Annotated in this window: 28 protein-coding genes and 1 pseudogene; 16 read left to right on the top strand and 13 right to left on the bottom strand. The window is 66.6% G+C overall.

Annotated elements, in window-relative coordinates; translation table 11 throughout:
- Nucleotides 1-11: 11 nt before the first annotated feature.
- The 7 genes from DIE21_RS16040 to DIE21_RS16070 all read left to right on the top strand — a co-directional run bounded on the left by DIE21_RS16040 (nucleotide 12) and on the right by DIE21_RS16070 (nucleotide 6,171).
- Complete coding sequence (locus DIE21_RS16040) at nucleotides 12-383, top strand: EamA family transporter (RefSeq protein WP_124498620.1); 372 nt, start codon at nucleotides 12-14, stop codon at nucleotides 381-383.
- Nucleotides 384-523: 140 nt separating this feature from the next.
- Entirely contained in the window at nucleotides 524-1,675 is a 1,152-nt protein-coding gene (locus tag DIE21_RS16045; RefSeq protein ID WP_124498621.1) for a DegT/DnrJ/EryC1/StrS aminotransferase family protein, read from the top strand.
- Between the two features lie 6 nt (nucleotides 1,676-1,681).
- Nucleotides 1,682-2,704, top strand: a complete 1,023-nt coding sequence (locus DIE21_RS16050) for a glycosyltransferase (RefSeq protein WP_124498622.1) — start codon at nucleotides 1,682-1,684, stop codon at nucleotides 2,702-2,704.
- The gene (locus tag DIE21_RS16055; protein WP_124498623.1) at nucleotides 2,701-3,648 is read left to right on the top strand and encodes a formyltransferase; all 948 of its coding nucleotides are present in this window, start codon (nucleotides 2,701-2,703) and stop codon (nucleotides 3,646-3,648) included. Before DIE21_RS16050 ends, DIE21_RS16055 begins: the two co-directional genes overlap by 4 nt.
- Nucleotides 3,645-4,700, top strand: a complete 1,056-nt coding sequence (locus tag DIE21_RS16060; RefSeq protein WP_006482864.1) for a bifunctional UDP-4-keto-pentose/UDP-xylose synthase — start codon at nucleotides 3,645-3,647, stop codon at nucleotides 4,698-4,700. Before DIE21_RS16055 ends, DIE21_RS16060 begins: the two co-directional genes overlap by 4 nt.
- 13 nt (nucleotides 4,701-4,713) lie before the next feature.
- Nucleotides 4,714-5,610: a polysaccharide deacetylase family protein gene (locus DIE21_RS16065; RefSeq protein WP_124498624.1), complete on the top strand. Its 897-nt coding sequence runs from the start codon at nucleotides 4,714-4,716 to the stop codon at nucleotides 5,608-5,610.
- Nucleotides 5,611-5,709: 99 nt separating this feature from the next.
- Nucleotides 5,710-6,171: a peroxiredoxin gene (locus DIE21_RS16070; protein WP_014896859.1), complete on the top strand. Its 462-nt coding sequence runs from the start codon at nucleotides 5,710-5,712 to the stop codon at nucleotides 6,169-6,171.
- A 192-nt stretch (nucleotides 6,172-6,363) separates the two neighbouring features.
- Here the strand turns inward: DIE21_RS16070 and DIE21_RS38155 are convergent.
- Nucleotides 6,364-6,608 (bottom strand): annotated as a pseudogene (locus tag DIE21_RS38155) (hypothetical protein); the annotation flags it as partial.
- On the opposite strand from DIE21_RS38155, the gene DIE21_RS16080 reads away from it, so the two are divergent.
- Together DIE21_RS16080 and DIE21_RS16085 are read left to right on the top strand one after the other, a co-directional pair.
- On the top strand, nucleotides 6,504-8,324 hold the full coding sequence (locus DIE21_RS16080) for a PhoH family protein (RefSeq protein ID WP_124498625.1): 1,821 nt from the start codon (nucleotides 6,504-6,506) through the stop codon (nucleotides 8,322-8,324). The pseudogene DIE21_RS38155 and the gene DIE21_RS16080 overlap by 105 nt on opposite strands.
- Nucleotides 8,325-8,562: 238 nt before the next feature.
- Nucleotides 8,563-9,609 (top strand): C40 family peptidase, encoded by a 1,047-nt coding sequence (locus DIE21_RS16085; RefSeq protein WP_124498626.1) that lies wholly within the window; start codon nucleotides 8,563-8,565, stop codon nucleotides 9,607-9,609.
- Nucleotides 9,610-9,723: 114 nt separating this feature from the next.
- Here the strand turns inward: DIE21_RS16085 and DIE21_RS16090 are convergent, their stop codons facing one another.
- The 10 genes from DIE21_RS16090 to DIE21_RS16135 form a co-directional block, all read right to left on the bottom strand.
- Nucleotides 9,724-10,734, bottom strand: a complete 1,011-nt coding sequence (locus DIE21_RS16090; RefSeq protein WP_124498627.1) for an inorganic phosphate transporter — start codon at nucleotides 10,732-10,734, stop codon at nucleotides 9,724-9,726.
- Nucleotides 10,735-10,744: 10 nt separating this feature from the next.
- Entirely contained in the window at nucleotides 10,745-11,371 is a 627-nt protein-coding gene (locus DIE21_RS16095; protein ID WP_046545887.1) for a DUF47 domain-containing protein, read from the bottom strand.
- A gap of 137 nt (nucleotides 11,372-11,508) precedes the next feature.
- On the bottom strand, nucleotides 11,509-12,891 hold the full coding sequence (locus DIE21_RS16100) for a replicative DNA helicase (RefSeq protein ID WP_124498628.1): 1,383 nt from the start codon (nucleotides 12,889-12,891) through the stop codon (nucleotides 11,509-11,511).
- A 139-nt stretch (nucleotides 12,892-13,030) separates the two neighbouring features.
- Nucleotides 13,031-13,483 (bottom strand): 50S ribosomal protein L9, encoded by a 453-nt coding sequence (gene rplI / locus DIE21_RS16105; protein ID WP_124498629.1) that lies wholly within the window; start codon nucleotides 13,481-13,483, stop codon nucleotides 13,031-13,033.
- A 27-nt stretch (nucleotides 13,484-13,510) separates the two neighbouring features.
- Complete coding sequence (gene rpsR, locus DIE21_RS16110; protein WP_124498630.1) at nucleotides 13,511-13,786, bottom strand: 30S ribosomal protein S18; 276 nt, start codon at nucleotides 13,784-13,786, stop codon at nucleotides 13,511-13,513.
- Nucleotides 13,787-13,790: 4 nt separating this feature from the next.
- Nucleotides 13,791-14,090: a primosomal replication protein N gene (gene priB / locus DIE21_RS16115; protein WP_124498631.1), complete on the bottom strand. Its 300-nt coding sequence runs from the start codon at nucleotides 14,088-14,090 to the stop codon at nucleotides 13,791-13,793.
- A 41-nt stretch (nucleotides 14,091-14,131) separates the two neighbouring features.
- A complete protein-coding gene (gene rpsF / locus DIE21_RS16120; protein ID WP_006755436.1) occupies nucleotides 14,132-14,506 on the bottom strand; it encodes a 30S ribosomal protein S6 in 375 nt (124 codons plus the stop codon).
- 307 nt (nucleotides 14,507-14,813) lie between these two features.
- On the bottom strand, nucleotides 14,814-15,737 hold the full coding sequence (locus DIE21_RS16125; protein WP_124498632.1) for an anti-sigma factor: 924 nt from the start codon (nucleotides 15,735-15,737) through the stop codon (nucleotides 14,814-14,816).
- The gene (locus tag DIE21_RS16130; protein WP_124498633.1) at nucleotides 15,727-16,368 is read right to left on the bottom strand and encodes an RNA polymerase sigma factor; all 642 of its coding nucleotides are present in this window, start codon (nucleotides 16,366-16,368) and stop codon (nucleotides 15,727-15,729) included. Before DIE21_RS16130 ends, DIE21_RS16125 begins: the two co-directional genes overlap by 11 nt.
- A gap of 175 nt (nucleotides 16,369-16,543) precedes the next feature.
- Nucleotides 16,544-17,455, bottom strand: coding sequence for a LysR family transcriptional regulator (locus DIE21_RS16135; RefSeq protein ID WP_124498634.1), 912 nt, complete (start codon nucleotides 17,453-17,455; stop codon nucleotides 16,544-16,546).
- 171 nt (nucleotides 17,456-17,626) lie between these two features.
- Here DIE21_RS16135 and gcl point away from each other — a divergent pair, with 171 nt between their 5' ends.
- The 4 genes from gcl (at nucleotide 17,627) to lysM (ending at nucleotide 22,122) form a co-directional block, all read left to right on the top strand.
- A complete protein-coding gene (gcl, locus tag DIE21_RS16140) occupies nucleotides 17,627-19,402 on the top strand; it encodes a glyoxylate carboligase (RefSeq protein WP_124498635.1) in 1,776 nt (591 codons plus the stop codon).
- A gap of 46 nt (nucleotides 19,403-19,448) precedes the next feature.
- Entirely contained in the window at nucleotides 19,449-20,258 is an 810-nt protein-coding gene (gene hyi, locus DIE21_RS16145; RefSeq protein ID WP_124498636.1) for a hydroxypyruvate isomerase, read from the top strand.
- A 26-nt stretch (nucleotides 20,259-20,284) separates the two neighbouring features.
- Nucleotides 20,285-21,193 (top strand): 2-hydroxy-3-oxopropionate reductase, encoded by a 909-nt coding sequence (locus DIE21_RS16150; protein ID WP_260426741.1) that lies wholly within the window; start codon nucleotides 20,285-20,287, stop codon nucleotides 21,191-21,193.
- A 458-nt stretch (nucleotides 21,194-21,651) separates the two neighbouring features.
- Nucleotides 21,652-22,122, top strand: coding sequence for a peptidoglycan-binding protein LysM (gene lysM, locus DIE21_RS16155; protein ID WP_124498638.1), 471 nt, complete (start codon nucleotides 21,652-21,654; stop codon nucleotides 22,120-22,122).
- Nucleotides 22,123-22,212: 90 nt separating this feature from the next.
- Here lysM and DIE21_RS16160 read toward each other — a convergent pair whose 3' ends face one another.
- Nucleotides 22,213-23,235 (bottom strand): asparaginase, encoded by a 1,023-nt coding sequence (locus DIE21_RS16160; protein ID WP_124498639.1) that lies wholly within the window; start codon nucleotides 23,233-23,235, stop codon nucleotides 22,213-22,215.
- Nucleotides 23,236-23,505: 270 nt separating this feature from the next.
- On the opposite strand from DIE21_RS16160, the gene DIE21_RS16165 reads away from it, so the two are divergent.
- The 3 genes from DIE21_RS16165 (at nucleotide 23,506) to DIE21_RS16175 (ending at nucleotide 25,397) form a co-directional block, all read left to right on the top strand.
- A complete protein-coding gene (locus DIE21_RS16165) occupies nucleotides 23,506-23,796 on the top strand; it encodes a PsiF family protein (RefSeq protein WP_044843641.1) in 291 nt (96 codons plus the stop codon).
- Between the two features lie 323 nt (nucleotides 23,797-24,119).
- Nucleotides 24,120-24,578, top strand: coding sequence for a hypothetical protein (locus DIE21_RS16170; RefSeq protein WP_124498674.1), 459 nt, complete (start codon nucleotides 24,120-24,122; stop codon nucleotides 24,576-24,578).
- 231 nt (nucleotides 24,579-24,809) lie between these two features.
- Nucleotides 24,810-25,397, top strand: coding sequence for a YSC84-related protein (locus tag DIE21_RS16175; protein ID WP_124498640.1), 588 nt, complete (start codon nucleotides 24,810-24,812; stop codon nucleotides 25,395-25,397).
- Nucleotides 25,398-25,504: 107 nt separating this feature from the next.
- Here the strand turns inward: DIE21_RS16175 and DIE21_RS16180 are convergent, their stop codons facing one another.
- Complete coding sequence (locus DIE21_RS16180; RefSeq protein ID WP_124498641.1) at nucleotides 25,505-26,569, bottom strand: glycosyltransferase family 4 protein; 1,065 nt, start codon at nucleotides 26,567-26,569, stop codon at nucleotides 25,505-25,507.
- Nucleotides 26,570-26,620 lie beyond the last annotated feature (51 nt).

The raw sequence follows: 26,620 nt of genomic DNA on the forward strand, positions 1-26,620 counted from the left end.
ATGTCCACCGCATGAATCCCGTTTCGTTCGTCTGCATCATCACCGGCGTGATGCTCAACGCCTGTGCGCAACTTCTGCTGAAGGCCGGCGTCAACGCCGTTGGACACTTCGAATTCAGCCGTGCGAACATCGTCCCGGTCGGCCTGAAGATCGCGACCCAGTTGCCGATCATCGGCGGCCTCGGCTGCTACGTGCTGAGCGTCGTCGTCTGGATTCTCGGGCTGTCGCGGGTCGACGTGTCGATCGCGTATCCGATGCTGTCGCTCGGCTACGTGGTCAACGCATTCGCCGCCTGGTACCTGTTCGGCGAAGTGCTGTCGGTCCAGCGGCTCGTCGGCATCGGCATCATTCTGATCGGCGTGCTCGTGCTCGCGCGCAGTTGAGCGCGCGCGGCGGGCCCGGCGCACGTTAAGCGTCCGCCTACAAAAAATCACGGTACGAATCCGCCAACCGGTGTTTAATGCCGGTTTCGGGCCGGATCGCCCGACCCCTTTATTACACGCCATTACAGACCAACGCGTTCATGAGCCAGACTACCGCTCCGTTTCTGCCGTTCACCCGCCCCGAGATCGATGAGGAAACCATCCAGGGCGTCGTCGACGTGCTGCGCTCGGGCTGGATCACCACCGGCCCGCAGAGCCAGAAATTCGAAGCCGCGCTGTCCGAGTATTGCGGCGGCCGTCCGGTCCGTGCGTTCAATTCGGGCACCTGCACGCTCGAGATCGGTCTGCGCATTGCGGGCGTCGGCCCGGGCGACGAAGTGATCACGACGCCGGCGACGTGGGTATCAACCAGCAACGTGATCCTCGAGACCGGCGCGACGCCCGTGTTCGCCGACATCGACCCCGTCACGCGCAACATCGACCTCGACAAGCTCGAGCAGGCGATCACGCCGCGCACGAAGGCGATCATCCCGGTCTACCTGGCCGGCCTGCCGGTCGACATGGACCGCCTGTACGCGATCGCACGCGCGCACAACCTGCGCGTGATCGAGGACGCCGCGCAGGCGCTCGGCTCGACGTGGAAAGGCCAGCGGATCGGCGCGCTCGGCGACATCGTGTCGTTCAGCTTCCACGCGAACAAGAACCTGACGACGATCGAAGGCGGCGCGCTCGTGCTGAACAACGAGGCCGAGGCGACGCTCGCGCAGAAGTACCGGCTGCAGGGCATCACGCGCACCGGCTTCGACGGGATGGACTGCGACGTGCTCGGCGGCAAGTACAACCTGACCGACGTCGCCGCCCGGGTCGGCCTCGGCCAGCTGCCGCACCTCGCGCGCTTCACCGCGCAGCGCCGCGCACTCGCGCGCGCGTATTTCGCCGCGCTCGACGGCGGCCCGGCCGTGGAGCTCGGGCTCGGCCTGCCCGTCGCCGATTTCGAGAACAGCAACTGGCACATGTTCCAGGTCACGCTGCCGCTCGACCGGCTGTCGATCTCGCGCGCCGATTTCATGGCGCAGATGAAGGAACGCGGGATCGGCACGGGCGTCCACTACCCGGCCGTCCATCTCTTCACGCTGTACCGTGCGCGCGGCTTCAAGGAGGGCATGTTCCCCCACGCCGAACGGTACGGCGCATCGACCGTCACGCTGCCGCTCTTCACGCAGATGACGGAAGACGACGTGCGTCGCGTGGCCGACGCCATCAACCACATTTGCGAACAATACGGAAAATAAGCGTACATGAATCACCTTGAAGCACGCGCCGGGCATCCGGGCGCCGCGAACCCGGAGGTATCGGTCATCATCCCCGTGTACAACGAGGAAGACGGCCTGGCTGCGCTGTTCGCGCGGCTCTACCCGGCACTCGACGCACTCGGCACGTCGTACGAAGTGATCCTGATCAACGACGGCAGCCGCGACCGCTCGGCCGCGATGCTGGCAGACCAGTTCCACGTGCGCCCCGACACGACGCGCGTCGTGCTGCTCAACGGCAACTACGGCCAGCACATGGCGATCCTCGCCGGCTTCGCGCAGTCGCACGGCGAGATCGTCATCACGCTCGATGCCGACCTGCAGAACCCGCCGGAAGAAATCGGCAAGCTGATCGCGAAGATGCGCGAGGGCTACGACTACGTCGGCTCGATCCGCAAGCAGCGTCAGGACAGCCTGTGGCGGCGCAAGGCGTCGCAGATGATGAACCGGCTGCGCGAGCGCATCACGCGGATCAAGATGACCGACCAGGGCTGCATGCTGCGCGCGTACAGCCGCCGCATCATCGACACGATCAACGTGTGCGGCGAAGTCAACACGTTCATCCCCGCGCTGGCCTACACGTTCGCGCAGAAACCGACCGAAATCGAGGTCGCGCACGAGGAACGCTTCGCGGGCGAGTCGAAGTACTCGCTGTACAGCCTGATCCGGCTGAACTTCGACCTCGTGACGGGCTTCTCGGTCGTGCCGCTGCAGTGGCTGTCGTTCATCGGCGTGATCCTGTCGCTCGGCTCCGCCGCGCTGTTCGTGCTGCTGCTCGTGCGCCGCTTCATCGTCGGCGCGGAAGTGCAAGGCGTGTTCACGCTGTTCGCGATCACGTTCTTCCTGCTCGGCGTGATCATTTTCGCGCTCGGCCTGCTCGGCGAATACGTCGGCCGCATTTACCAGCAGGTGCGTGCACGGCCGCGCTACCTGATCCAGGCCGTGCTCGAACAGCACGACGGCATGCCGGCGGTGCCGGCCGCCACGAACCGCACGGGGGCCGCGCAATGAAGCCGCGCGCCGTCGTCTTCGCGTATCACAACGTCGGCGTGCGCTGCCTGCAGGTACTGCTGGCACGCGGCGTCGACGTCGCGCTCGTCGTCACGCACGAGGACAACCCGAACGAGAACATCTGGTTCGGCAGCGTCGCGTCGGTCGCCGCCGAGCACGGGATTCCGGTCGTCACGCCGGCCGACCCCGCCGACCCGGCGCTGCGCCGCGCGGTGTCCGACGCGCAGCCGGACTTCATCTTCTCCTTCTACTACCGCCACATGCTGCCGGTGGACCTGCTCGCGATCGCGCCGCGCGGCGCGTACAACATGCACGGTTCGCTGCTGCCGAAATACCGGGGTCGGGTACCGACCAACTGGGCCGTGCTGAACGGCGAAACGGAAACCGGCGCGACGCTGCACGAGATGGCCGCCAAGCCGGACGCCGGCGCGATCATCGGCCAGACCGCGGTGCCGATCCTGCCCGACGACACGGCCACGCAGGTGTTCGACAAGGTGACGGTCGCCGCCGAGCAGACGCTCTGGCGCGTGCTGCCCGCGCTGCTCGCGGGCGATGCGCCGCACCTGCCGAACGATCTCGCGAGCGGCAGCTACCACGGCGGGCGCAAGCCGGAGGACGGCCGCGTCGACTGGTCGAAGCCGGCCGCGCAGGTCTACAACCTGGTGCGCGCGGTCGCGCCCCCGTATCCGGGCGCGTTCACCGACATCGGCGGCACGCGTTTCGTGATCGCCCGCGCGCGCCTCGCGGCGCCCGGCAGCGCGCTCGCCGCGGCCGCAGCGGATTTGCCGCCCGGCCTGCACGTAAGCGATAATGCGCTATTCGGCGTCTGCGGCGACAGCCGCGCCCTATCCATTCTCGAGCTGTGGCAGCAGCGCGACGGCAGCGAATCCGTCGTGACGCCCGCGGAATTCGCGCAGTTCATTCATTCTTCCCGTCATTCATGAAAGCAAAAAAAGTCCTGATCCTGGGTGTGAACGGCTTCATCGGCCATCACCTGTCGAAGCGCATTCTTGAAACCACCGATTGGGAAGTGTTCGGCATGGACATGCAGACCGATCGGCTGGGCGACCTCGTCAACCACGAGCGGATGCACTTCTTCGAAGGCGACATCACGATCAACAAGGAGTGGGTCGAGTATCACGTGAAGAAGTGCGACGTGATCCTGCCGCTCGTGGCGATCGCGACGCCCGCGACCTACGTCCAGCAGCCGCTGCGCGTGTTCGAGCTCGACTTCGAGGCGAACCTGCCGATCGTGCGTTCGGCCGTCAAGTACGGCAAGCACCTCGTGTTCCCGTCGACCTCCGAGGTCTACGGCATGTGCTCGGACGAGCAGTTCGATCCGGACGCATCGGCGCTCACCTACGGCCCGATCAACAAGCCGCGCTGGATCTACGCATGCTCGAAGCAGCTGATGGACCGCGTGATCTGGGGCTACGGGATGGAAGGCCTGAACTTCACGCTGTTCCGTCCGTTCAACTGGATCGGGCCGGGCCTCGACTCGATCTACACGCCGAAGGAAGGCAGCTCGCGCGTGGTCACGCAGTTCCTCGGCCACATCGTGCGCGGCGAGAACATCAGCCTCGTCGACGGCGGCTCGCAGAAGCGCGCGTTCACCGACATCGGCGACGGCATCAGTGCGCTGATGAAGATCATCGAGAACAAGGACGGTGTCGCGTCGGGCAAGATCTACAACATCGGGAATCCGAAGAACAACTTCTCGGTTCGCGAACTCGCGCACAAGATGCTCGAGCTGGCAGCGGAATTCCCCGAGTACGCCGATTCGGCCAAGCAGGTGAAGCTCGTCGAGACGACATCCGGCGCGTACTACGGCAACGGCTACCAGGACGTGCAGAACCGCGTGCCGAAGATCGACAACACGATGCAGGAACTCGGCTGGGCGCCGCAAGCCACGTTCGACGACGCACTGCGCAACATCTTCGAAGCGTATCGCGGCCACGTCGCCGACGCGCGCGCGCTCGTCGAACAGCAAGGCTGATCGGGACGCTCGCTTGGCTCGCATCGTTCTCAAGATCGACGTCGACACGCTGCGCGGCACACGCGAAGGCGTGCCGAACCTCGCGCGCATCTTCGACCGCTTCAGTGCGCGCGCGACCTTCCTCTTCAGCCTCGGGCCCGATCACACGGGCTGGGCGCTGCGGCGCGTGTTCCGCCCCGGCTTCCTGAAGAAGGTGTCGCGCACGTCGGTGGTCGAGCATTACGGCGTGAAGCAGCTGATGTACGGCGTGCTGCTGCCGGGCCCCGACATCGGCCGCCGCGCGATCGCCGACATGCGCGCGATCCACGAGGCCGGCTTCGAATGCGGGATCCATACGTGGGATCACGTGTACTGGCAGGACAACGTGCGCATGCGCGATCGCGACTGGACCGCGCGTGAAATGCAGAAGAGCCACGCGCGCTTCATCGACATCTTCGGCGCGCCGCCCGTCACGCACGGCGCGGCCGGCTGGCAGATGAACGACGCGGCGTTCGAGCAGATCGACGCATGGGGGATGCGCTACGCATCCGACGGTCGCGGCCATTCGCCGTACCTGCCCGTGGTCGGCGGCCGCACGCTGTCGCACGTGCAGATGCCGACCTCGCTGCCGACGCTCGACGAAGTGCTCGGCATCGACGGCATCGACACGCACAACGTCGCCGCGCACATCCTGAAGTTCACGGAAACCAATCCGCACGACCAGGTGTTCACGCTGCATGCGGAACTCGAAGGCCAGAAGCTCGCGCCCGTGTTCGAGCAGTTGCTCGCCGGCTGGCGCGCGCAGGGCCATACGTTTGCGACGATGGGCGATTACCACGCGACGCTGGACCGCGACTCGCTGCCATCGTACCCTGTCACGTGGGGCGAGATCCCCGGCCGCTCCGGCGAACTGATCGTCCAGCCCGACTGAGTTCGCGCGCGCCGGCGCCGCCCTTGCGGCGTGCCGCCGCGGCGCCCCGCCGAACCGCGCCGCCCGAGCGGCGCCTTTCCATAACAACAGGAGAAACACGTGTCCGTCGAAGTTGACCGTCAAGTTCCCGATTTCACCGCGCCGGCGACGGGCGGCGACATTTCGCTGTCCGACCTGAAGGGCAAGAAGCTCGTCCTGTATTTCTATCCGAAGGACAACACGCCGGGCTGCACGACCGAAGGCCTGCAGTTCCGCGATCTCTATCCGAAGTTCAAGAAGGCCGGCGCCGAAGTCATCGGCGTGTCGCGCGACAGCCTGCGCTCGCATGACAATTTCAAGGCAAAGCTGGAACTGCCGTTCCCGCTGATTTCCGATGCCGATGAAGCGCTGTGCGCGCTGTTCGATGTCATCAAGATGAAGAAAATGTATGGCAAGGAAGTGCGCGGAATCGAGCGCTCGACGTTCCTCATCGACGCCGACGGCGTGCTTCGCCACGCATGGCGCGGCATCAAGGTGCCCGGTCACGTGGACGACGTGCTAAGTGCTGTACAAGCGCTTTGAGGCGCGTTATATTGGGCCGCAATGAATGCCAGTTCGCCCCATATTTCTCGTAGCTGCGCCGGTGCCCGTTGCGATGCTTCCTGGCACCTGACGCGCATCACGACGGCATCAGCCGAGCCGCATGTCCCTGTCGACGGGGCAGCGGCTTTTTTTATGGACTGCGCGCCGGCCCTCGGTCCGGCCCTCACCCTGTCAAGGAGCTGATCGACACCTAGGCGAACCGGCTAGACGAAATTCCTGTGCGCCACCGCGCGCAAACTGCATGCGTCTACGTCACGCAGGATGCGATCAGCGGCGCACTTCATGCGACACGATTCCTCCCGAGGGACACCATGCCTTTGCCTACTCCCCCCAGCAAGCTCGGCAGCCTGCTGCCGCCCGACGAATACAAGGCGAAAGCGCGGCCCGCGAAAGCCGCGAAGAAATCCGCCGAAGGGGACGCATCCACAGCCGGTGACTATGGCCCGGCCAGCGTGGCCCAACCGATGACCGAAGCCGCGAACACGGCCGCGCCGCTGCGCGCCGTCGCATCGTCGGCGCAAGACGCCGCAGGCACGCCCGCACGCAGCCGCAAGACCAGGCAGACGGCTGCCCTGCTGCAGCCGATGCAGGCGCCGGCCGAACCCGCGGCACCCGCAGCCCCCGCCGCGCCGGTCGTCGCGCGTCACGACAAGCCCGCTGCCGGGAAGCCTGCCGCGGCACCCGCGCGCGATGCCGGCGCCGCGACAAAGTCGCGCAGCCGCAAGCCGGCCGAAGCCGAACTGCAGAAGCTGTTCGTGCTCGACACCAACGTGCTGATGCACGACCCGAGCAGCCTCTTCCGCTTCGAGGAACACGACGTCTATCTGCCGATGATGACGCTCGAGGAACTCGACAACCACAAGAAGGGGATGTCCGAAGTCGCGCGCAACGCACGCCAGGTGAGCCGCACGCTCGACGCGCTGGTCGCCGACGGCGGCCCGATCTCGGCCGGCATTCCGCTGTCGCGCCTCGGCAGCCGCGAGGCGCTCGGCCGCCTGTACTTCCAGACGAAGCTCACGGACATCGCGCCGGTCGAAGGTTTGCCGGAAGGCAAGGCCGACAACCAGATCCTCGGCGTCGTGCGCGCACTGCAGCGCGACCGGCCGGACCGCCAGGTCGTGCTGGTGTCGAAAGACATCAACATGCGGATCAAGGCGCATGCGCTCGGCCTGCCCGCGGAAGACTACTTCAACGACCAGGTACTCGAGGACAAGGACCTCCTGTATTCCGGCGTGCGCGAACTGCCGCAGGACTTCTGGACCAGGCACGCGAAGGGCATGGAGAGCTGGCAGGACACGAAGACTGGCACCACGTACTACCGCGTGACGGGCCCGCTCGTCGCGTCGATGCTCGTCAACGAGTTCGTCTATCTCGAGCCGCAGAACGGCGAACCGACGTTCCACGCGATCGTCCGCGAGCTGAACGGCAAGACGGCGCTGCTGCAGACGCTGCGCGACTACAGCCACCACAAGAACAACGTGTGGGGCATTACCGCGCGCAACCGCGAGCAGAACTTCGCGCTGAACCTGCTGATGAACCCCGAGATCGACTTCGTCACGCTGCTTGGCCAGGCCGGCACCGGCAAGACGCTCGTCGCGCTCGCGGCCGGCCTCGCGCAGGTGCTCGACGACAAGCGCTACAACGAGATCATCGTGACGCGCGCGACCGTGCCCGTCGGCGAGGACATCGGTTTCCTGCCCGGCACCGAGGAAGAGAAGATGCAGCCGTGGATGGGTGCATTCGACGACAACCTCGAAGTGCTGCAGAAGACCGACGACGCAGCCGGCGAATGGGGCCGTGCGGCGACGCAGGAACTGATCCGTTCGCGCCTGAAGGTGAAGAGCATGAACTTCATGCGCGGCCGCACGTTCGTCGACAAGTACCTAATCATCGACGAGGCGCAGAACCTGACGCCGAAACAGATGAAGACGCTCGTGACGCGCGCGGGCCCCGGCACGAAGATCGTGTGCCTCGGCAACATCGCGCAGATCGACACGCCTTACCTGACCGAAGGCAGTTCGGGCCTCACCTACGTCGTCGACCGCTTCAAGGGCTGGGGCCACAGCGGCCACGTGACGCTCGCACGCGGCGAACGCTCGCGGCTCGCCGACTACGCGTCGGACATCCTGTAACGCGATACGCCGGCTCCTCGCCGGCCTTCGACGCCATGCGGCGCTCCGTTCCCGGAGCGCCGTTTTTATTTATGGGGTCGGAATCGTTGGTCATGCTTCGTTACGCAACGACCTCACTTACGCACGAAACTTCAAGTAAATTCTCAGGAATGGTTGCCTAAGCCCCGCCGGAACGTCTACCATCGGGTCTGTCTGTTGTCATACGATTCGCGAGCGCGCCGCGCTCGTCCGCCTTGTCATGCTTCGAATCTGGGTTCCCGTCGCCGTCGTTTCACTGCTCGCGGCCTGCTCCAGCGTGCCGCCGCAGTCGGCATCGCGCACCTCCGGCATGAAGATCACGACGCCGCGCGCGTTCCCGGCGCCCGCCAATTTCCCGAAGTTCGTCGATCACAGCGTCGGTCAGGAAGAAATCTCGATCCAGGCGATGAGCCTCGTCGGCGTGCCGTATCGCTGGGGCGGCAACACGCCGACGAGCGGCTTCGACTGCAGCGGGCTCGTGCGCTACGTGATCGGCCGCGCGGCCGACGTGGACCTGCCGCGCACGACCGCCGACATGAGCAGCCGCGGCGTGTCGATCGACCCCGACCAGGTCGCGCCGGGCGACCTGATCTTCTTCAACACGACCGGACGCCCGCACTCGCACGTCGGCATTTATGTCGGCAAGCTGCGCTTCGTCAACGCGCCGTCGACCGGCGGCACCGTGCGGCTCGATTACCTGACGAACCCGTACTGGGCCAAGCGCTTCGACGGCATTCGCCGCGTCGCGCCGCCGCGCGGCACGCCGACGCCATTCGATGCGCCGACCTACGAGGCACGGCGCGACGCGCCGGCGGCCGCACCGGCCGCTGTCGTCACGGCCGCCGCGCCGCGACAGCCGGCCTATGCGCCGTCGCAAGCCGGAGCGACTCCGTCGCCCGCTCCGGTCGTGGCGACCGCCGCGGTTGCCCCGGCAGCCGTGCCCGCCGCCGATCCGTACGAACCGCCGCCGCGCGTGCAAGCCGCCCGGCAGCAGGCAACCTCGGCGAACGGCGACCTGACCACCCTGACCGCGAATGCAGCACCGGCCGGCCCGGCAGAGGTCGGCACGCAGATTCCGACGACGGCACTGACAGCCGCCCAGGCGGCCGCGTTCGATGACGAACCGCCGCCCGCGGCCACCGCACCGTCGCCGCGCACCACCGAACCCGTGCAGGTGCTGCGGGCGTCGACGCAATCCGCGCCCGTCAGTCCGCGCACCGGCACGGCGGACGATCCGATCGCCCGCTTCGCGAACGGAACTTACTGACGCGGCGCATCCCCGGCGGCGGCCCCGCCATGGGCCGCCCCCTTCCCGACCACCAAAGAAAATGCGCCGCAACCTTTCGGCTTGCGGCGCATTTCGTGTCCGGCAGCGGCGGAATCAGAAGATCTGGTGCCCGAGCCACCAGCCGCCGGCCGCGAACAGCGCGGACGCCGGCAGCGTCAGCACCCACGCCCACACGATGTTGCCGGCGACGCCCCAGCGCACGGCCGACAGCTTCTGCGTCGCGCCGACGCCGACGATCGCACCGGTGATCGTGTGCGTGGTCGACACCGGAATGCCGAGGAACGATGCGAGGAACAGCGTCATCGCGCCGCCGGTTTCCGCACAGAAACCGCCGACCGGCTTGAGCTTCGTGATCTTCTGGCCCATCGTGCGCACGATGCGCCAGCCGCCGAACAGCGTGCCGAGGCCCATCGACAGATAGCACGCGCCGATCACCCACGCGGGCGGCGCATCGGACGTCGCCGACGCGTAGCCCGACGCGATCAGCAGCATCCAGATGATGCCGATCGTCTTCTGCGCGTCATTGCCGCCGTGGCCCAGGCTGTACAGCCCGGCCGACAGCAATTGCAGCCGGCGGAACCGCCGGTCGACCTTGCTGGGCGCGGTGCGGAAATACAGCCACGAAACACCGAGCATGAACAGCGAGCCGAGAATGAAGCCGAGCAGCGGCGAGATGAAGATGAACGCAACCGTCTTCAGCAACCCGTCGATGTTCAGCGAACCCCAGCCCGACTTCGCGAGCGCCGCGCCGACGAGGCCGCCGATCAGCGCATGCGACGAGCTCGACGGAATCCCGTAGTACCACGTGATCACGTTCCAGCCGATCGCGCCGACGAGTGCGCCGAACACCACGTAGTGGTCGACGATCTCGGGGTCGATCGTGCCTTTGCCGACGGTCTGTGCAACTTTCAGGTGGAAGATGAAATACGCGATGACGTTGAACGCGGCCGCGAACACCACGGCCTGCTGGGGCTTCAGTACCCCGGTCGACACGACCGTGGCGATCGAGTTCGCCGCGTCGTGAAAGCCGTTCATGAAGTCGAATACGAGCGCGACGAGCACCAGCGTCGCGACCATCCATAGGGCGAGTTGTATCGAATGCATCGTGGTCCGCTCAGGCGTTTTCCAGCACGATGCCTTCGATGATGTTCGCGACGTCCTCGCACTTGTCGGTGATCTCTTCGAGCAGCTCGTAGATCGCCTTCAGCTTGATGAGCGTCTTCACGTCGTCTTCCTCGCGGAACAGCTTCGACATTGCCGCGCGCAGCACGCGATCGGCCTCCGACTCCCAGCGGTCGATCTCCTCGCACTGCTTGAGGATCTGCGCCGACTGCTTCATGTCGGACAGCAAGCCGACGGCCTGCTGCACGTGCTGGGCCGACTGCGTGACGATGTGCGCGAGCTGGCTCGCCTCGGACGTGACGGACTGCACGTCGTACAGCGACACGGCCGTCGCGACGTCCTCCATCAGGTCGAGGATGTCGTCCATCGTCGTGATCAGCTTGTGGATCTCGTCGCGATCGAGCGGCGTGATGAAGGTCTTGTGCAGCAGATCGATCGCTTCATGCGTGAGCTTGTCAGCGGCCTTCTCGGCGGTTTGCACGTTTTGCTTGTGAATCTCGGCGTCGGCGAGATTGTCGATCAGCAGTTCGAGTTCGCGTCCGCCGGCCACGATGTGCTTGGCGTGCGCGTTGAAGAGTTCAAAGAACTTGCCCTCGGTGGGCATGAATCGACCGAACATGGGATTCCTGAGAGATTGTCAAACTACTGTCACGAAAACGGGCGACATTGTACCGTTTCCACGCGTGACGCGGCGTGCGCATATGCGCACGCCGGGATTGAATACAACGTCGGCGAAATAAGGGTTTACTTCGGGCGTTAGTCGCCGTGGAAGTTCTGGGCCCCGGCAAAGTTGTCGAACTTCGTGTATTGCCCCAGGAACGTGAGCCGAACGGGACCGATCGGGCCGTTACGCTGCTTGCCGATGATGATTTCGGCCGTACCCTTGTCGGGGCTGTCCGGGTTGTAGACTTCGTCGCGGTAGATGAACAGGATCACGTCCGCGTCCTGTTCGATTGCGCCCGATTCGCGCAAATCGGACATCACCGGACGCTTGTTCGGACGCTGCTCCAGCCCGCGGTTCAGCTGCGACAGCGCGATCACCGGCACGTCCAGCTCCTTCGCCAGACTCTTCAGCGATCGCGAGATTTCCGAGATTTCGGTCGCGCGGTTCTCGCCCTGCGACGAACCCGACATCAGCTGCAGGTAGTCGACGATGATCAAGCCGAGCTTGCCGCATTGCCGCGCGAGACGCCGCGCGCGTGAGCGCAATTCCATCGGGTTCAGGCCGCCCGTCTCGTCGATGAAGAGCTGCGCCTCGCTCATCTTCTGCACCGCGTGCGTCAACTTCGGCCAGTCCTCGTCCGTCAGGCGGCCCGTGCGCATCCGGTGCTGGTCGAGCCGGCCGATCGAGCCGAGCATCCGCATCACGAGCTGGGTGCCCGGCATTTCCATCGAGAACACCGCAACGGGCAACCCGTACTCGACCGCGACATATTCGCCGATGTTCATCGACAGCGCGGTCTTGCCCATCGACGGGCGCCCCGCGACGATGATCAGCTCGCCGCCGTGCATCCCGGAAGTCATCCGGTCGAGGTCGACGAAGCCCGTCGGCGTGCCCGTGACGTCGCTCGGATTCGCGGTGTGATACAGCGTATCGATGCGCTCGACGACCTGCGTAAGCAGCGGGCCGACTTCGAGGAAGCCCTGATTGCCGCGCGCGCCTTCCTCGGCGATCGAAAACACCTTCGACTCGGCCTCGTCGAGCAGCTGGCGGACTTCCTTGCCCTGCGGATTGAACGCGTCGGCCGAGATTTCATCGGCGACCGACACGAGCCGGCGCAGCACCGCCCGGTCGCGCACGATTTCCGCATAGCGACGGATGTTCGCTGCGCTCGGCGTGTTCTGTGCGAGCGCGTTCAGGTAGGCGAGCCCGCCAACGTCGTCGGCCTTGCCGGACGTGACCAGCGCTTCATACACGGTCACGACGTCGGCCGGACGCGTCGACGCGATCAGCCGGCCGATGTGCTCGTAGATGATCCGGTGGTCGTAGCGGTAGAAGTCGCCCTGCGACAGGAAGTCGGCAATCCGGTCCCAGGCCGCGTTGTCGAGCAACAGGCCGCCGAGCACCGACTGCTCGGCTTCGACCGAATGCGGCGGGACTTTCAGCGATTCGATTTGAGGATCTTGCGGCGCGTTCATGGGTTGGGATTATCGCGAATTACACAGGACGGCGCCATACCGGCCGCCAGTGATGCGGCAATAAAAAAGGCAGGCCCCGGTTGCCCGGGCGCCTGCCCTTGTCCGGACGGCGGAAGCCGCCCGGAAAGCTTGCGTACGCTTACGCGTGGTCGCCGATCACGTTGATCGTGACGTCGACGACGACGTCCGTGTGCAGCGCGACCTGGACGTTGTGCTCGCCGATCATCTTCAGCGGGCCTTCCGGCATGCGAACCTGCAGCTTCTCGACTTCGAAACCTGCCTTCTTCAGCAGTTCCGCGACGTCGCCGTTCGTGACCGAGCCGAACAGGCGGCCGTCAACGCCCGACTTCTGCGTGACTTCGAACGACTGGCCGTTCAGCTTCTCGCCGACTGCCTGCGATGCCGCCAGCTTTTCAGCGGCGATCTTTTCGAGTTCAGCGCGGCGAACTTCGAATTCGGCGATCGCTTCCTTCGTTGCACGGCGAGCCTTGCGGTTCGGGATCAGGAAGTTGCGAGCGTAACCGTCCTTGACCTTGACGATATCGCCGAGGTTGCCCAGATTGGCGACTTTTTCCAACAGAATGATTTGCATTCGAATTCTCCTTATTGCGTCGCCTGATTACGCCTTGTGCTGATCGGTGTACGGCAGCAGCGCGAGGAAACGCGCACGCTTGATTGCCGTATCCAGCTGACGCTGATAGTGCGACTTCGTACCCGTCAGGCGAGCCGGCGTGATCTTGCCGTTTTCGCCGATGAAGTCCTTCAGCGTATCCGTGTCCTTGTAGTCGATCTGGTCGACGCCTGCTGCCGTGAAACGGCAGAACTTCTTGCGCTTGAAGAGCGGGTTTTGTTGCTGACGACGCTTGTCGAATTTCTTACCAGTCGGGCGGGCCATGATTTCAGTCCTTTCCTATGTCCTGCAATGCAGTGATGTGAAACACCAAGGTTCTCGCGTTGCGGCTTTTCTTCGCCAGGAAGCCCGTGAACAGCGTCTCGACGCCCATTTCACGGCTCTCCAGCCTGCCGCTCGCCTCACCGGCCGCCACCGCCTCGATCGTCATTTCGACCTGACGGGGAATGCCTGCCTCGACGACTTCCGTGCGGTGATGCAATGTGGCGCTTGCGATCGGAACACCCGCCGGCGTATATCGCACCGGTTCGCGTTCGACGACGCTCGCCGTCAATTGCAATCTGTTCACGTAAGTGACGCGCTCCTTGATGGCTTAAATAAGTGACGAACTTAAGCCTGCGCTTCGGTCGGCTGAGCTGCAGCCGCCTTCTTGGCTTCTTCGCGCTGAACTTCCTTCATCATCGGCGACGGGCCGGTCTCGGCCTTCTTCATCTTGACGATGAGGTGGCGCAGCACGGCGTCGTTGAACTTGAACGCGTGTTCGAGTTCGTCGAGCGTCGTCTGGTCGCACTCGATGTTCATGCAGACGTAGTGAGCCTTCGCGAGTTTCTCGATCATGTAGGCCAGCTGGCGACGGCCCCAGTCTTCGACACGGTGGATCTGGCCGCCGTGCGTCGTGATCGTGGTCTTGTAACGCTCGATCATCGCGGGCACTTGCTCGCTCTGATCGGGGTGCACGATGAATACGATTTCGTAATGACGCATTACACACTCCTTGTGGATTGAAGCCACCCGGGCGTCTGAACCGGTGTGGCAAGTGAGAAGCCGAAGATTCTAACCCGGATACGGGGCACATGCAACACCGATCGACGATTTCCGGGCGGATTCGGCCATGTTTTCAACGACTTGAGCCGCTCGGGCCGCAACAACGGCTGGGCCGGCCGGGCTGCGCGGCCGTTTTGCATTCGGGTCCGGATCGTTGCCGGCGCGAGCGATCCGCCGGCGGCCGGGCCTTGCAGCGGGCCCGGGCCGGCCGGCCCCCTCCGCGGCCAACGACGCGCGCCGCTTGCCGCTATTCGGTACGCGCCCCGGCGAGCCGCGCGTCGAGCGCGGTCCTGAACGCGGCCAGCGCCGGCGGTTCGGCATCGGTCACGGCCCACCAGGTCATCCCGGCCGCGTCCCAGCGGTCGAGCGCGTAGCCCTGCGACACGGTCGTGTAAGGCGCCGCGGCCTGTCCCTCGCCGGCCGGCCGCACGTAGACGTCGATCACGTGCTGCCGGTAGCGGTACACGAGCACGGCGACGCGGCGACGCCCGACGTAGTCGAGCCGGCCGCCGGCCAGCGCGAAGCCGTTCGCGGCCAGATCCTCGACCGGCGGCGCATAGTCGAGCCGGCCGTTGAACCACGGCTTGACCGTGTGCCGGTCGGTCGAGATCACATCGATGTCGCGCGCCGACAGGCCGGCCCGCACGTGGCTCGACACGAGTTCGTCGACCGTGCGGTCGGTCTCGGCGTGGCGCGCAGTCAGCGCCATCCCCGCCGCCGCGGCCAGCGCGACCATCAGCGCCACGCCCCAGCCGAGCCCCGGCAGCGCCGCGACGCGCGGCCCCGGGCCGGCAGGCGCCGGGCGCGCCGATGCGCCACGGCCGCCCGGCCAGGAAAACCAGCGGCGACCGCGCGGCTGCGGCTGCGGCTGCGGCTGCGGCTGCGGCTGCGATCGGGGCTCGGGCCGGGGCGCCGGTTCCGGGCGCGACAGCACCCCGACCGACGCGTCGTCCTCCACCGGCAGGCTCGCCAGGATGCGCGCGCGCAACTCGGCCGGCGCGCGATGGTAATCGGCCTGCCGCACGGCCCGGCTCAGCGCGACGATCCGCTCGCGTTCGCGGCGGCATGCATCGCACCCTTCGACATGGCGCTGGACGCGCAACGCATCGGGCGCCGGCAGCTCCCGGTCGACGTCCGCGTCGAGCAATGCGCGCGCTTCGTTACAGTCCATCGATCGCCTCCGATGCAGTTCCGCCCGCCGGCGTGCGCCCCGGCCTCGCGCCGGACGCCGTTGCTGCGTCGCCGCCCAGCAGCGCGGCGAGCTTGCGGCGGCCGCGCGCGAGCCGCGACATTACCGTGCCGACCGGCACATCCGCGATCGCCGCAATCTCGCGGTAACTCAGGTCCTCCATCTCGCGCAGCACGAGCACCTCGCGGTATTCGGGCGGCAGCTTCGCGAGCGCCGCATTCACGAGCCGCACGTTCTCGCCGCGCAGCAGGTGCGCGAGCGGATCCTCGGTCGCGGGCTGCCAGTCGTCGGGAACGTCGGCGTCGTCGAGCGAGTCGGGCAGCGCAACCTCGTGCGCATGGGTGCGGCGGCGCCATTCGGTGTACCAGGTGTGGCGCACGATCGTCAGCAGCCACGGCCGCGCGTCGTCGCCGCGACACGAATCGACGAAGCGCAGCGCGCGCACGCACGCGTCCTGGACGACGTCGTCCGCATCGCCGGCGTTGCCGCTCAGCCAGCGCGCGAGGTTGTACGCGGCGTCGAGATGCGGCAGCACGAGCACGCGAAACCGCTCGCCGCGCGCGACCCCGTCGTCCTCCGCCCGTTCATCGACCGCCTGTCCGGCTTGCCCCACATGGCCTCCCTGGTCCCGGCGGCGAACGCCGCGCCCGTTCCGCGCACGGCGCCCGGACAGACCGGCAACGTGCGCGCTCGATGACCTTACCGCCGCTGCATCGAGTTTATTCCCGCGCCGCGCTCATGAAGCGTAAAAAAACACCGGCCGGGCCGCGTCGGGCCGCCCGCTCCCGCTACGGCGTGGTGCTCCAGTAGCCGGGGCGCGCATACGCGTCGCGCAGGTAGTCGATGAAGTAGCGCACGCGCGCGGGCACGTAGCGCTGCTGCGGGTAGACCGCGAGGATGTCGTAGTCCGGCAGCGCATATTCGTCGAGCACCGTCTCGAGTTCGCCGGTCTCGAGTTGCGCGGCGATTTCCCAGGTCGAGCGCCAGCCGAGCCCGAGGCTCTCGGCCACCCAGCGATGCAGCAGCTCGCCGTCGTTGCAGTCGAGATTGCCGGCCACCCGCATCGTCACGATCTTGCCGTGGCGCTGGAAATACCAGCCGCGGTTCTGGCCGCCCTGCAGGTTGAAGGCGAGACAGTTGTGCCGGAGCAGGTCGTCGAGCGACTTCGGCCGGCCGTGGCGGCGGAAATAGTCGGGCGTGCCGCACACGACACGCCGGTTCGATGCGAGCTTCACCGCGACGAAGTTCGGGTCGACCGCGCCGCCGATCCGGATCGACAGGTCGTAGCCTTCGCGCACGAGATCGACGACGCGGTCGGTCAGGTTGAACGACAGCTGCATTTCCGGCTTGTCGGCGAGGAAACCGGGCGCGTGCGGCGCGACGTGCTTGCGGCCGAACGCGGCCGGCGCGGACACGATCAGGTGCCCGCTGACCGCGCGCCGCCCGGCGGCCAGCTCATTCTCGGCCTGGTCCCATTCGGACAGCAGCCCGCGGCAGCGCTCGAGGAACGCGGCGCCCTCCTCGCTGACCACCAGCCGCCGCGTCGAGCGGTACATCAGCTTCACGCCGAGGCGCTTCTCGAGCGCGTCGATGCGCCGCCCGAGCACCACCGGCGACACGCCCTCCTCGAGCGCGGCCGCCGCGAGGCTGCCTGCATCCGCGACCCGCACGAACGTCTCGATCTGCTTGAAACGATCCATGTCCTGTCTCCGTCCCGGCTCCGACACCGGCGGGAAGCCCCGTCCGGCCGTCATTCCATACTTTTAGTTTCGAAATAAGCGACTTCGGCTGATCTTATCAAACCATTCCTGCGTCCCTAAAGTGTTCCCAACAGACCGATTCGCAAGATCCGCACATTCAAGGAGACATTCATGGCCAAGATGAGAGCCGTCGACGCAGCCGTACTCGTGCTCGAGAAGGAAGGCATCCAGACCGCGTTCGGCGTGCCGGGCGCGGCAATCAACCCGTTCTATTCCGCGATGCGCAAGTCGGGCGGCATCAGCCACGTGCTGGCCCGCCACGTCGAAGGCGCGTCGCACATGGCCGAAGGCTTCACGCGTGCCGCGCCGGGCAACATCGGCGTGTGCATCGGCACGTCGGGCCCCGCCGGCACCGACATGATCACCGGCCTCTACTCCGCGTCGGCCGACTCGATTCCGATCCTCGCGATCACGGGCCAGGCACCGCGTGCGCGCCTGTACAAGGAGGACTTCCAGGCCGTCGACATCGAGTCGATCGCGAAGCCCGTCACCAAGTGGGCCGTCACCGTGCGCGAGCCGGCGCTCGTGCCGCGCGTGTTCCAGCAGGCATTCCACCTGATGCGCTCGGGACGCCCGGGCCCGGTGCTGGTCGACCTGCCGATCGACGTGCAGCTCGCCGAGATCGAATTCGACATCGACACGTATGAACCGCTGCCGGTCTACAAGCCCGCGGCAACCCGCGCGCAGATCGAGAAGGCGCTCGCGATGCTCAACGACGCGGACAAGCCGCTGATCGTGTCGGGCGGCGGCGTGCTCAACGCCGCGGCCGAAGACCTGCTCGTCCAGTTCGCCGAAACGATCGGCGTGCCGGTGATCCCGACGCTGATGTCGTGGGGCGCGATTCCGGACGACCACCCGCTGATGGCCGGCATGGTCGGCCTGCAGACGTCGCACCGCTACGGCAACGCGACGATGCTCGCGTCCGACTTCGTGCTCGGCATCGGCAACCGCTGGGCAAACCGCCACACGGGCAGCGTCGAGGTCTACACGAAGGGCCGCAAGTTCGTGCACGTCGACATCGAACCGACCCAGATCGGCCGCGTGTTCGGCCCGGATCTCGGCATCGTGTCCGACGCGAAGGCCGCACTCGAACTGTTCGTCGCGGTGGCGCAGGAATGGAAGGCCGCCGGCAAGCTGAAGGATCGCAGCACGTGGGTGTCCGAGTGCCAGGCGCGCAAGCACACGCTGCAGCGCAAGACCCACTTCGACAACGTGCCGGTCAAGCCGCAGCGCGTGTACGAAGAGATGAACAAGGTGTTCGGCCGCGATACGTGCTACGTCAGCACGATCGGCCTGTCGCAGATCGCCGCCGCGCAGTTCCTGCACGTGTTCAAGGCACGCAACTGGATCAACTGCGGCCAGGCCGGCCCGCTCGGCTGGACGATCCCCGCCGCGCTCGGCGTGCGGGCGGCCGACCCGACCCGACAGATCGTCGCGCTGTCCGGCGACTACGACTTCCAGTTCATGATCGAGGAACTGGCGGCCGGCGCGCAATTCAAGCTGCCGTACGTGCACGTCGTCGTGAACAACTCGTACCTCGGGCTGATCCGCCAGGCACAGCGTGCGTTCGACATGGACTACTGCGTGCAGCTCGCGTTCGACAACGTGAACGCACCGGAACTGAACGGCTATGGCGTCGACCACGTGGCCGTCGCCGAAGGCCTCGGCTGCAAGGCGCTGCGCGTGTTCAAGCCGGAAGAGATCGAGCCCGCGCTGCGTCAGGCGCAATCGCTCGCGGAAGAGTTCAGCGTGCCGGTGGTCGTCGAAGTGATCCTCGAGCGCGTGACGAACATCTCGATGGGCGCCGAAATCGACGCGATCAACGAGTTCGAGGAACTCGCCGAAAAGGCCGAGCACGCGCCGACCGCGATCTCGCTGCTCGACTGATCCGCACGACATCTTTTTTGACTGACCGACCGAAGAGGCTTAGCTCATGCCGAAGTTTGCTGCAAACCTGACCATGCTGTTCAACGAAGTGCCGTTCCTCGACCGCTTCAAGGCGGCCGCGGACGCCGGCTTCGACGCCGTCGAGTTCCTGTTCCCGTACCCGTACGCGAAAGAGGAACTCGCCGAGCGGCTCGAGACGCACCGCCTGCGCCTCGTGCTGCACAACCTGCCCGCCGGCAACTGGGACCAGGGCGAGCGCGGCATTGCGTGCCTGCCCGATCGCGTCGGCGAGTTCCAGGAAGGTGTCGGCCGTGCGATCGAGTATGCGCAGGCGCTGAAGGTGCCGCAGCTGAACTGCCTCGTCGGCATCCCGTCGGCGAGCACGGCGCGCGACAAGACCTTCGTCACGATCGTCGACAACCTGCGCTTCGCCGCCGACGCGCTGAAGCGCGAAGGCATCCGCCTGCTGGTCGAGCCGTGCAACAGCTTCGACATCCCGGGCTTCGCGCTGAACCGCTCGGCCGAAGGGCTCGACGTGATCCGCGCGGTCGGCTCGGACAACCTGTTCCTGCAGTACGACATCTATCACATGCAGCGGATGGAAGGCGAACTGGCCGCGACGATCGAACGCAACCTCGCGTCGATCGGCCACGTCCAGCTCGCGGACAACCCGGGCCGCAACGAGCCGGGCACGGGCGAGATCAACTACGCGTTCCTGTTCGCACTGCTCGACCGGCTCGGCTATGCCGGCTACGTCGGCTGCGAATACAAGCCCCGCACCACCACGACGGAAGGGCTCGGCTGGCTGCAAAGCGTCGCCGGCTGCGCACCGGGCTCGGCGCGCCGCGCCGCCTGAGAACCGCCCTTCCCGCATACGCCCCTATAGGAGACTTTCACATGGCAACCATCGGTTTCATCGGCCTCGGCATCATGGGCGCGCACATGGCGCGCAACCTGCTCAAGGGCGATCATCAGCTCGTCGTGAACGGTGCGTTCCCGATTCCCGACGACCTGCGCGCGAGCGCGAAGGTCGTCGCGAGCTCGACCGAAGTCGCGCAGAACGCGGACATCATCATCTCGATGGTGCCGGACACGCCCGACGTGCGTAACGTGCTGTTCGCCGACGACGGCGTCGCGAAGGGCCTGACGGCCGGCAAGCTCGTGATCGACATGAGCTCGATCTCGCCGCTCGACACGCAGGCGTTCGCGAAGCAGATCAACGCGCTCGGCTGCGACTACCTCGACGCGCCGGTGTCCGGCGGCGAAGTCGGCGCGCGCGAAGCGACGCTGACGATCATGGTCGGCGGCCCGGAGCAGGCATTCGAGCGCGCGAAGCCGCTGTTCGAGAAGATGGGCAAGAACATCACGCTCGTCGGCGACAACGGTGCGGGCCAGACCTGCAAGGTCGCGAACCAGATCATCGTCGCGCTGAACATCGAGGCGGTCGGCGAAGCGCTGCTGTTCGCCGCGCGTTCGGGCGCCGATCCGGAGCGCGTGCGCCAGGCGCTGATGGGCGGCTTCGCCGCGTCGCGCATCCTCGAGGTGCACGGCGCGCGGATGACCAAGCGCACGTTCGATCCGGGCTTCCGCATCGAGCTGCACCAGAAGGACCTGAACCTCGCGCTCGACGGCGCGCGCAAGCTCGGCCTCGCGCTGCCGCACACGGCGAGCGCGCAGCAGCTGTTCAGCGTGTGCGCATCGCACGGCGGCAAGGCCTGGGATCACTCGGCGCTCGTGCGTGCGCTCGAGATCATGTCGAACTTCGAGATCGGCCAGACGCCGGCCGCGTAACGCGGATGCCGCACCGCGCGTTTCCGCTGCAATGACGGAGGCGCGCGACGAACACACGCGATCCGGCCGCGGCCGGTCGCATCGATGCGCGAACACACGCGCATCACGGTGGGGCGCCCCGCCGCGCCGCGCTGAACGCGTGCGCGACGGGGCGAAAAACGCCGCTCTGGGCTGAGAGCGGCGTGGTGGGGTCCGCAGCGGCACCCGGCGGCGCCGGGGAAGCCTTGGTCGGTCAGACGTCGTCGTCGGGTGTCCGCCTGTCGGATTTCGCGTATTACATTTCTTTACGTTCAAGCGTACGATTTTTCATGCAATCGTCGTGATGAACGCCTACACTTTCGCCACGCCTTTCGAGAAATCCGCCGCGCTTGCGCTCACTCCGGTGATCGCGCCCAGCGCGGTGTTTTTTTCGCCACTTCACGGCGCGTTTTCTTTTCAACCACCTAGGGAGTGCAGCGATGGGTCTTCTTTCGTTTATCAAAGAGGCGGGTGAAAAACTGCTGGGTCACGCTGATGCACAGGCAGCGGAAGATCCGAATGCCGCGAACCAGACCGCGGCCGATGCGATCAAGAACTACATCAGCACACAAGGTCTCGACACGTCGAACCTGGTCGTCGCATTCGACGGCGCTTCGCGTACCGTCACGCTGTCGGGCAGCGTCGCCGATCTCGACACGAAGGCGAAGGTCAAGGTCGCGGCCGGCAACGTGCAAGGCGTCGCAGGCGTGAACGACGACGATCTGCAGCCGGACGATGCGGAAGTTCAGTACCACGACGTGAAGCCGGGCGACACGCTGTCGGCGATCGCCAAGGAAGTGTATGGCGACGCGAACAAGTACCCGGCGATCTTCGAGGCGAACAAGCCGATGCTGTCGAGCCCGGACCGGATCTATCCGGGCCAGAAGCTCGTGATTCCGCCGCAGTCCTGAGCAATCGCGCAGCACTGACGCAAAAAAGGCAGGCCATCGGTCTGCCTTTTTTTCATGCGCGCCGCGGGCCGCCCGATCGGCGGCCGCCGGTCACAGCGTGTCGAATGCGCGTTGCAGCGCGTCGCACCCGTGAATGCCGTTCGCGAGCGCCAGCATCAGCAGCACGCGCGCCTTGAACGGGCTCAGCGACCCGGCGCTCACGAAACCGAGCGCATCGTCGTTCGCGGCGCCATTGCGCATCACGTGCCCCGAGCCGACGCGCGACGCGCGCACCACGGCGACGCCCGCGCTCGCCGCATCGGCGAGCGCCGCCTGCAGCGTCGCATGGATCGACCCGTTGCCGGTGCCCGCGACGACGAGGCCGCGCACGCCCGCCGCGACGAGCGCGTCGACGGCCGTGCGCGTCACGCCCGCATAGCTCGCGACGACTTCGACCGGCGGCCACGCCGCGGCGATCGCCAGTTGCGCATCGCGCGCGCGCGTCACGCGTCGCGCGAATTCGACGCGGCAGTCCTGCACCCAGCCGAGCGCGCCCAGTTCCGGCGACTGGAATGCGTCGACCGCGTAGGTGCTCGTCTTCACGACGTCACGCGCGCCGTGGATCCGGTTGTTGAACGCAACGAGCACGCCCTGCCCGCGCGCGGCCGGGTGAGCGGCGACCGTCACCGCGTTCAGCAGGTTCAGCGGGCCGTCGGACGACAGCGCGGTGGCCGGCCGCATCGCGGCCGTCAGCACGACCGGCTTGTCGCCGGTCACGACCAGATGCAGCGCGTACGCGGTTTCCTCGAGCGTGTCGGTACCGTGGGTGATCACGATGCCGTCGATCGCCGGATCGGCCATCAGCGCGTCGATGCGCGCGGCGAGCGTATTCCACAGCGGGAGCGCGAGATCCTTGCTGTCGATGCTGGCGACCTGCTCGGCGTCGATGCGCGCGACCGACGCGAGCGCCGGCACCGCGTCGAGCAGGAAATTGACGCCGAGCGCGCCGGCCTGGTAGCCGGCCGTGCTGGCGGCGTCCGGCGCGGCGCCGGCGATCGTGCCGCCGGTGGCGAGTACGGCGATGCGCGGCAGGGCCGTCGCGGACGAAGGGGATGCGGGGTTCGGAGTATTCATGGCCGCGATTGTAATGGCTCGCGGCCGGCCTCCGGTATTCCGCGTGTACGGCCGGCCGGACGCCGCGCGTCATGGTTTGCCCCGATCGCCTGCGCGCGCACGCACCGTCAACGGCGACGCGGCCCGCCGCGTTATAGGAATGCCGTTCTGGTGTTTTCACATTGATTTGCCATAATCGGAGCGCGCGACGCGATGCGGCCCTGTTCCCGTTGCGCCGGGCTTCGTGACGGCGTCGATATAAAACGCAATTCACCCCATGGGAGTGTCGAAATGAAAATCCAATCGCTCGTAGCCGCAGTGCTTCTCGGCGGCATGCTGGCTTCCCCCGCGTTCGCGGCGAACAGCCAGCAGGACAAGATGAAGGCCTGTAACACGCAGGCTGCCGGCAAGACGGGCGACGAACGCAAGGCGTTCATGAAGGACTGCCTGTCGGCCAAGCCCGCGAAGAAGATGTCGCAGCAGGAAAAGATGAAGGCCTGCAACACCCAGGCCGCCGACAAGAAGGGCGACGACCGCAAGGCGTTCATGAAGAGCTGCCTGAGCAGCCAGCCGGCCGCCTGAGTTCCGGCGCTCCCGCGCGAATGCCGCGCACCGCTTCGGCGAGCGCGGCATTTTTGTTTTCGTTGCACGCGCATCGACGCGTGCGACGACGCCGGGCGCCTCGCTGCACCGTCCGGCCGACGGCACCGTTACGCCACCGCCGCGATACGCCCCGCCGCCCTCCCGCCCCGCTTTCCGGGCGCGCCGTGCGAATGCCGACACATGGTGCGGCAATTCGCCGCGATTTCTTCTATGATGGCTGCAACGCGGCCCATCCAAGTACAAGAAGCGCCATCGGGCCGCCCTCGAGACGGACGCGCACGCCGCGTCAAACGGAGGCATGGATGGCATGGAGACAACACCGCTGGTTCCGCCGCTGGCTGATCGTGATCGTGTTCTGGGCCGTGCCCGTCGCGATCGTTGCCGTGCGCGAGATCCGCGAGGAAATGGCGTACAACAAGGCCGACCTGGCGCTCGCGCTGAGCACCTGGCAGCTCACCGACGCGCAGCAGGCCGCGGGCGCCGCCGCGAAGTGCCACGGGGATCCTGACGCGGCACGTGCGGCCGGCTGCCCGGCCGACGTGCTGGCTGCCAACGCGGCACGCCAGCAGGCGGCCCGCGACGAATACGTGGTGCGCCGCAATACGCTCGCCGGTTACCTGTGGCACGCGTTCGTCGGCTACTGGGTCGTGCCGGCCGCGTTCCTGTTCGCGTGCGGGGTCGTGATCGCGCTGATCCGCCGCGCGCTGCGGCGCCCGCCGATCAAGCCACCCACCCCGCCGGCGCCGCCTGTCACGCACTGACGCGCACCGCCGCGCCTGATTCCCGTTTTTCTGCCCGCCGTCGGCCGCGCGCGCGACGCGTGGGCGTGCGCGCGCCGATTCGTCCGTTGGCACACCACGACATCCTCGGGACGATTTGACGCTTTTTCACGCGACGACGAAATGAGGCTGTAATCCGCTGTGATATAACTGCCGGCGTGATCCGCTCATTGAGCGAGACTCACTCCGAACATCATCCGATGGAGAAGAACGATGCAAAAACGGAATCTTGTGCTGAAGGCCGCCGCTGCGCTGATCGTCGGCAGCCTCGCGCTCACCGGCTGCACCACCACCCCTGACAAGCCCGACAACGCGGCGACCAACGCGTCGAAGCGTCAGGCGATCGATTCGAGCGTCGACGCAACGCTGTCGCGCATGTATTCCACGGTCAAGGGTTCGCGTGAACTCGTCGCGAAATCACGCGGCGTGCTGGTCTTCCCGGACGTGATCCAGGCCGGCTTCATCGTCGGCGGCCAGACCGGCAACGGCGCGCTGCGCGTCGGCGGCAGCACCGTCGGCTACTACAACACGTCGTCGCTGTCGGTCGGCCTGCAGGCCGGCGCGCAGTCGAAGGCGATCGTGTTCCTCTTCATGACGCAGGAAGCGCTCGACGAATTCCGCGGCTCGGACGGCTGGGCAGCCGGCGCCGGCGCCTCGGTCGCGCTCGTGAAGATGGGCGCGAACGGCGCGGTCGACACGACCACGGCCACCGCGCCGGTCCAGGTCGTCGTGCTGACCAACGCCGGCCTGATGGGCGACGTGTCGATCAACGGCACGAAGGTCACGAAGCTGAAGATCTGACGCTGCGGCGTCCTCGCCCGTGCGCGCCGCGCGCGGGCGACATGCAAACGGCGATGTCCTTGCGGGCATCGCCGTTTTTTTACCCGCGCGCCTGGCGCACCCGGGCTTCAGGTCGTCGAATCGATCACCTTGAAGCGCGAGCGCTTCTGCGCGCGAATCAGCGACTGGTACACGTCGACGTACTGCTGCGCCATCCGCCGCGACGTGAAGCGCTCCTCGAAGCGCTGCCGCACGCGTGCGCGCGGCAGCAGGTGCAGCCGGTTCACGGCGGCCACCGCGCTGATCTCGTCCTCGACGATGAAGCCCGACACGCCCTCGTCCAACACTTCCGGCACCGCGCCGCGATTGAACGCGATCACCGGCGTGCCGCACGACATCGCCTCGATCATCACCAGCCCGAACGGCTCCGGCCAGTCGATCGGAAACAGCAGCGCATGCGCGCCCGACAGGAATTCGGCCTTCTGGTGATCGGCGATCTCGCCGATGTATTCGACGTGCGGCAGCGCGAAGAGCGGCTTGATCTCCCGTTCGAAGTACTCCTCGTCGGCCGCATCGATCTTCGCGGCGATCCGGATCGGCAGCCCGCACTGGCGCGCGATGCGGATCGCCGTGTCGACCCGCTTCTCCGGCGAGATGCGGCCGAGGAACGCGAGATAGCGCGGCTCGACGGGCTGCGGCAGGTACAGCGTGTCGGGCAGCCCGTGGTAGACGGTCGTCAGCCACTTCGCCTGCGGCAGCGGCTGGCGCTGCGAATTCGAGATCGAAATCACCGGCGCGGTGTTGAACGTGTCGAACACCGGCTGCTGCTCGGGCAGGTCGAGCCGGCCGTGCAGCGTCGTCACGAACGGCGTTTCCTGCCGGTTGAAAACCGAAAACGAGTAGTAATCCATGTGGAAATGGAGCACGTCGAAGTCCTTCGCGCGGCGCGCGACCGTCTCCATCAGCAGCATGTGCGGCGCGACGCGGTCGCGGATCGACGAGTCGAGCCGCAGCGCGCGCGGCCACACCGGTTCGAGCTTCGCCCGGGTCGTCGAATCGCCGCTGGCGAACAGCGTCACGTCATGGCCGAGGTCGACCAGCGCCTCGGTAATGTAGGACACGACACGCTCCGTGCCGCCGTACAGCTTCGGCGGCACGGATTCGGTCAGCGGGGCGATCTGGGCAATTCTCATGGTCCATGTCTCCTGTGTCCTCGGTCGGCCGGCACGGGTGCTTGCGTACCG

The sequence above is a fragment of the Burkholderia sp. Bp9140 genome, assembly GCF_003853425.1.
Taxonomy (GTDB): domain Bacteria; phylum Pseudomonadota; class Gammaproteobacteria; order Burkholderiales; family Burkholderiaceae; genus Burkholderia.

Excerpts from the sequence above, each read along its gene's own strand:
- DIE21_RS16170 (WP_124498674.1), top strand. The coding sequence starts at position 24,120 with ATGGCATGGAGACAACACCGCTGGTTCCGCCGCTGGCTGATCGTGATC.
- DIE21_RS16160 (WP_124498639.1), bottom strand. The coding sequence starts at position 23,235 with ATGAATACTCCGAACCCCGCATCCCCTTCGTCCGCGACGGCCCTGCCG.
- hyi (WP_124498636.1), top strand. The coding sequence starts at position 19,449 with ATGCCGAAGTTTGCTGCAAACCTGACCATGCTGTTCAACGAAGTGCCG.
- DIE21_RS16180 (WP_124498641.1), bottom strand. The coding sequence starts at position 26,569 with ATGAGAATTGCCCAGATCGCCCCGCTGACCGAATCCGTGCCGCCGAAG.
- DIE21_RS16050 (WP_124498622.1), top strand. The coding sequence starts at position 1,682 with ATGAATCACCTTGAAGCACGCGCCGGGCATCCGGGCGCCGCGAACCCG.
- DIE21_RS16080 (WP_124498625.1), top strand. The coding sequence starts at position 6,504 with ATGCCTTTGCCTACTCCCCCCAGCAAGCTCGGCAGCCTGCTGCCGCCC.
- DIE21_RS16060 (WP_006482864.1), top strand. The coding sequence starts at position 3,645 with ATGAAAGCAAAAAAAGTCCTGATCCTGGGTGTGAACGGCTTCATCGGC.
- rplI (WP_124498629.1), bottom strand. The coding sequence starts at position 13,483 with ATGCAAATCATTCTGTTGGAAAAAGTCGCCAATCTGGGCAACCTCGGC.
- DIE21_RS16135 (WP_124498634.1), bottom strand. The coding sequence starts at position 17,455 with ATGGATCGTTTCAAGCAGATCGAGACGTTCGTGCGGGTCGCGGATGCA.
- DIE21_RS16125 (WP_124498632.1), bottom strand. The coding sequence starts at position 15,737 with ATGGACTGTAACGAAGCGCGCGCATTGCTCGACGCGGACGTCGACCGG.
- DIE21_RS16040 (WP_124498620.1), top strand. The coding sequence starts at position 12 with ATGAATCCCGTTTCGTTCGTCTGCATCATCACCGGCGTGATGCTCAAC.
- DIE21_RS16045 (WP_124498621.1), top strand. The coding sequence starts at position 524 with ATGAGCCAGACTACCGCTCCGTTTCTGCCGTTCACCCGCCCCGAGATC.
- DIE21_RS16165 (WP_044843641.1), top strand. The coding sequence starts at position 23,506 with ATGAAAATCCAATCGCTCGTAGCCGCAGTGCTTCTCGGCGGCATGCTG.
- rpsR (WP_124498630.1), bottom strand. The coding sequence starts at position 13,786 with ATGGCCCGCCCGACTGGTAAGAAATTCGACAAGCGTCGTCAGCAACAA.
- DIE21_RS16095 (WP_046545887.1), bottom strand. The coding sequence starts at position 11,371 with ATGTTCGGTCGATTCATGCCCACCGAGGGCAAGTTCTTTGAACTCTTC.
- DIE21_RS16085 (WP_124498626.1), top strand. The coding sequence starts at position 8,563 with ATGCTTCGAATCTGGGTTCCCGTCGCCGTCGTTTCACTGCTCGCGGCC.
- rpsF (WP_006755436.1), bottom strand. The coding sequence starts at position 14,506 with ATGCGTCATTACGAAATCGTATTCATCGTGCACCCCGATCAGAGCGAG.
- DIE21_RS16090 (WP_124498627.1), bottom strand. The coding sequence starts at position 10,734 with ATGCATTCGATACAACTCGCCCTATGGATGGTCGCGACGCTGGTGCTC.
- DIE21_RS16175 (WP_124498640.1), top strand. The coding sequence starts at position 24,810 with ATGCAAAAACGGAATCTTGTGCTGAAGGCCGCCGCTGCGCTGATCGTC.
- gcl (WP_124498635.1), top strand. The coding sequence starts at position 17,627 with ATGGCCAAGATGAGAGCCGTCGACGCAGCCGTACTCGTGCTCGAGAAG.
- lysM (WP_124498638.1), top strand. The coding sequence starts at position 21,652 with ATGGGTCTTCTTTCGTTTATCAAAGAGGCGGGTGAAAAACTGCTGGGT.
- DIE21_RS16100 (WP_124498628.1), bottom strand. The coding sequence starts at position 12,891 with ATGAACGCGCCGCAAGATCCTCAAATCGAATCGCTGAAAGTCCCGCCG.
- DIE21_RS16055 (WP_124498623.1), top strand. The coding sequence starts at position 2,701 with ATGAAGCCGCGCGCCGTCGTCTTCGCGTATCACAACGTCGGCGTGCGC.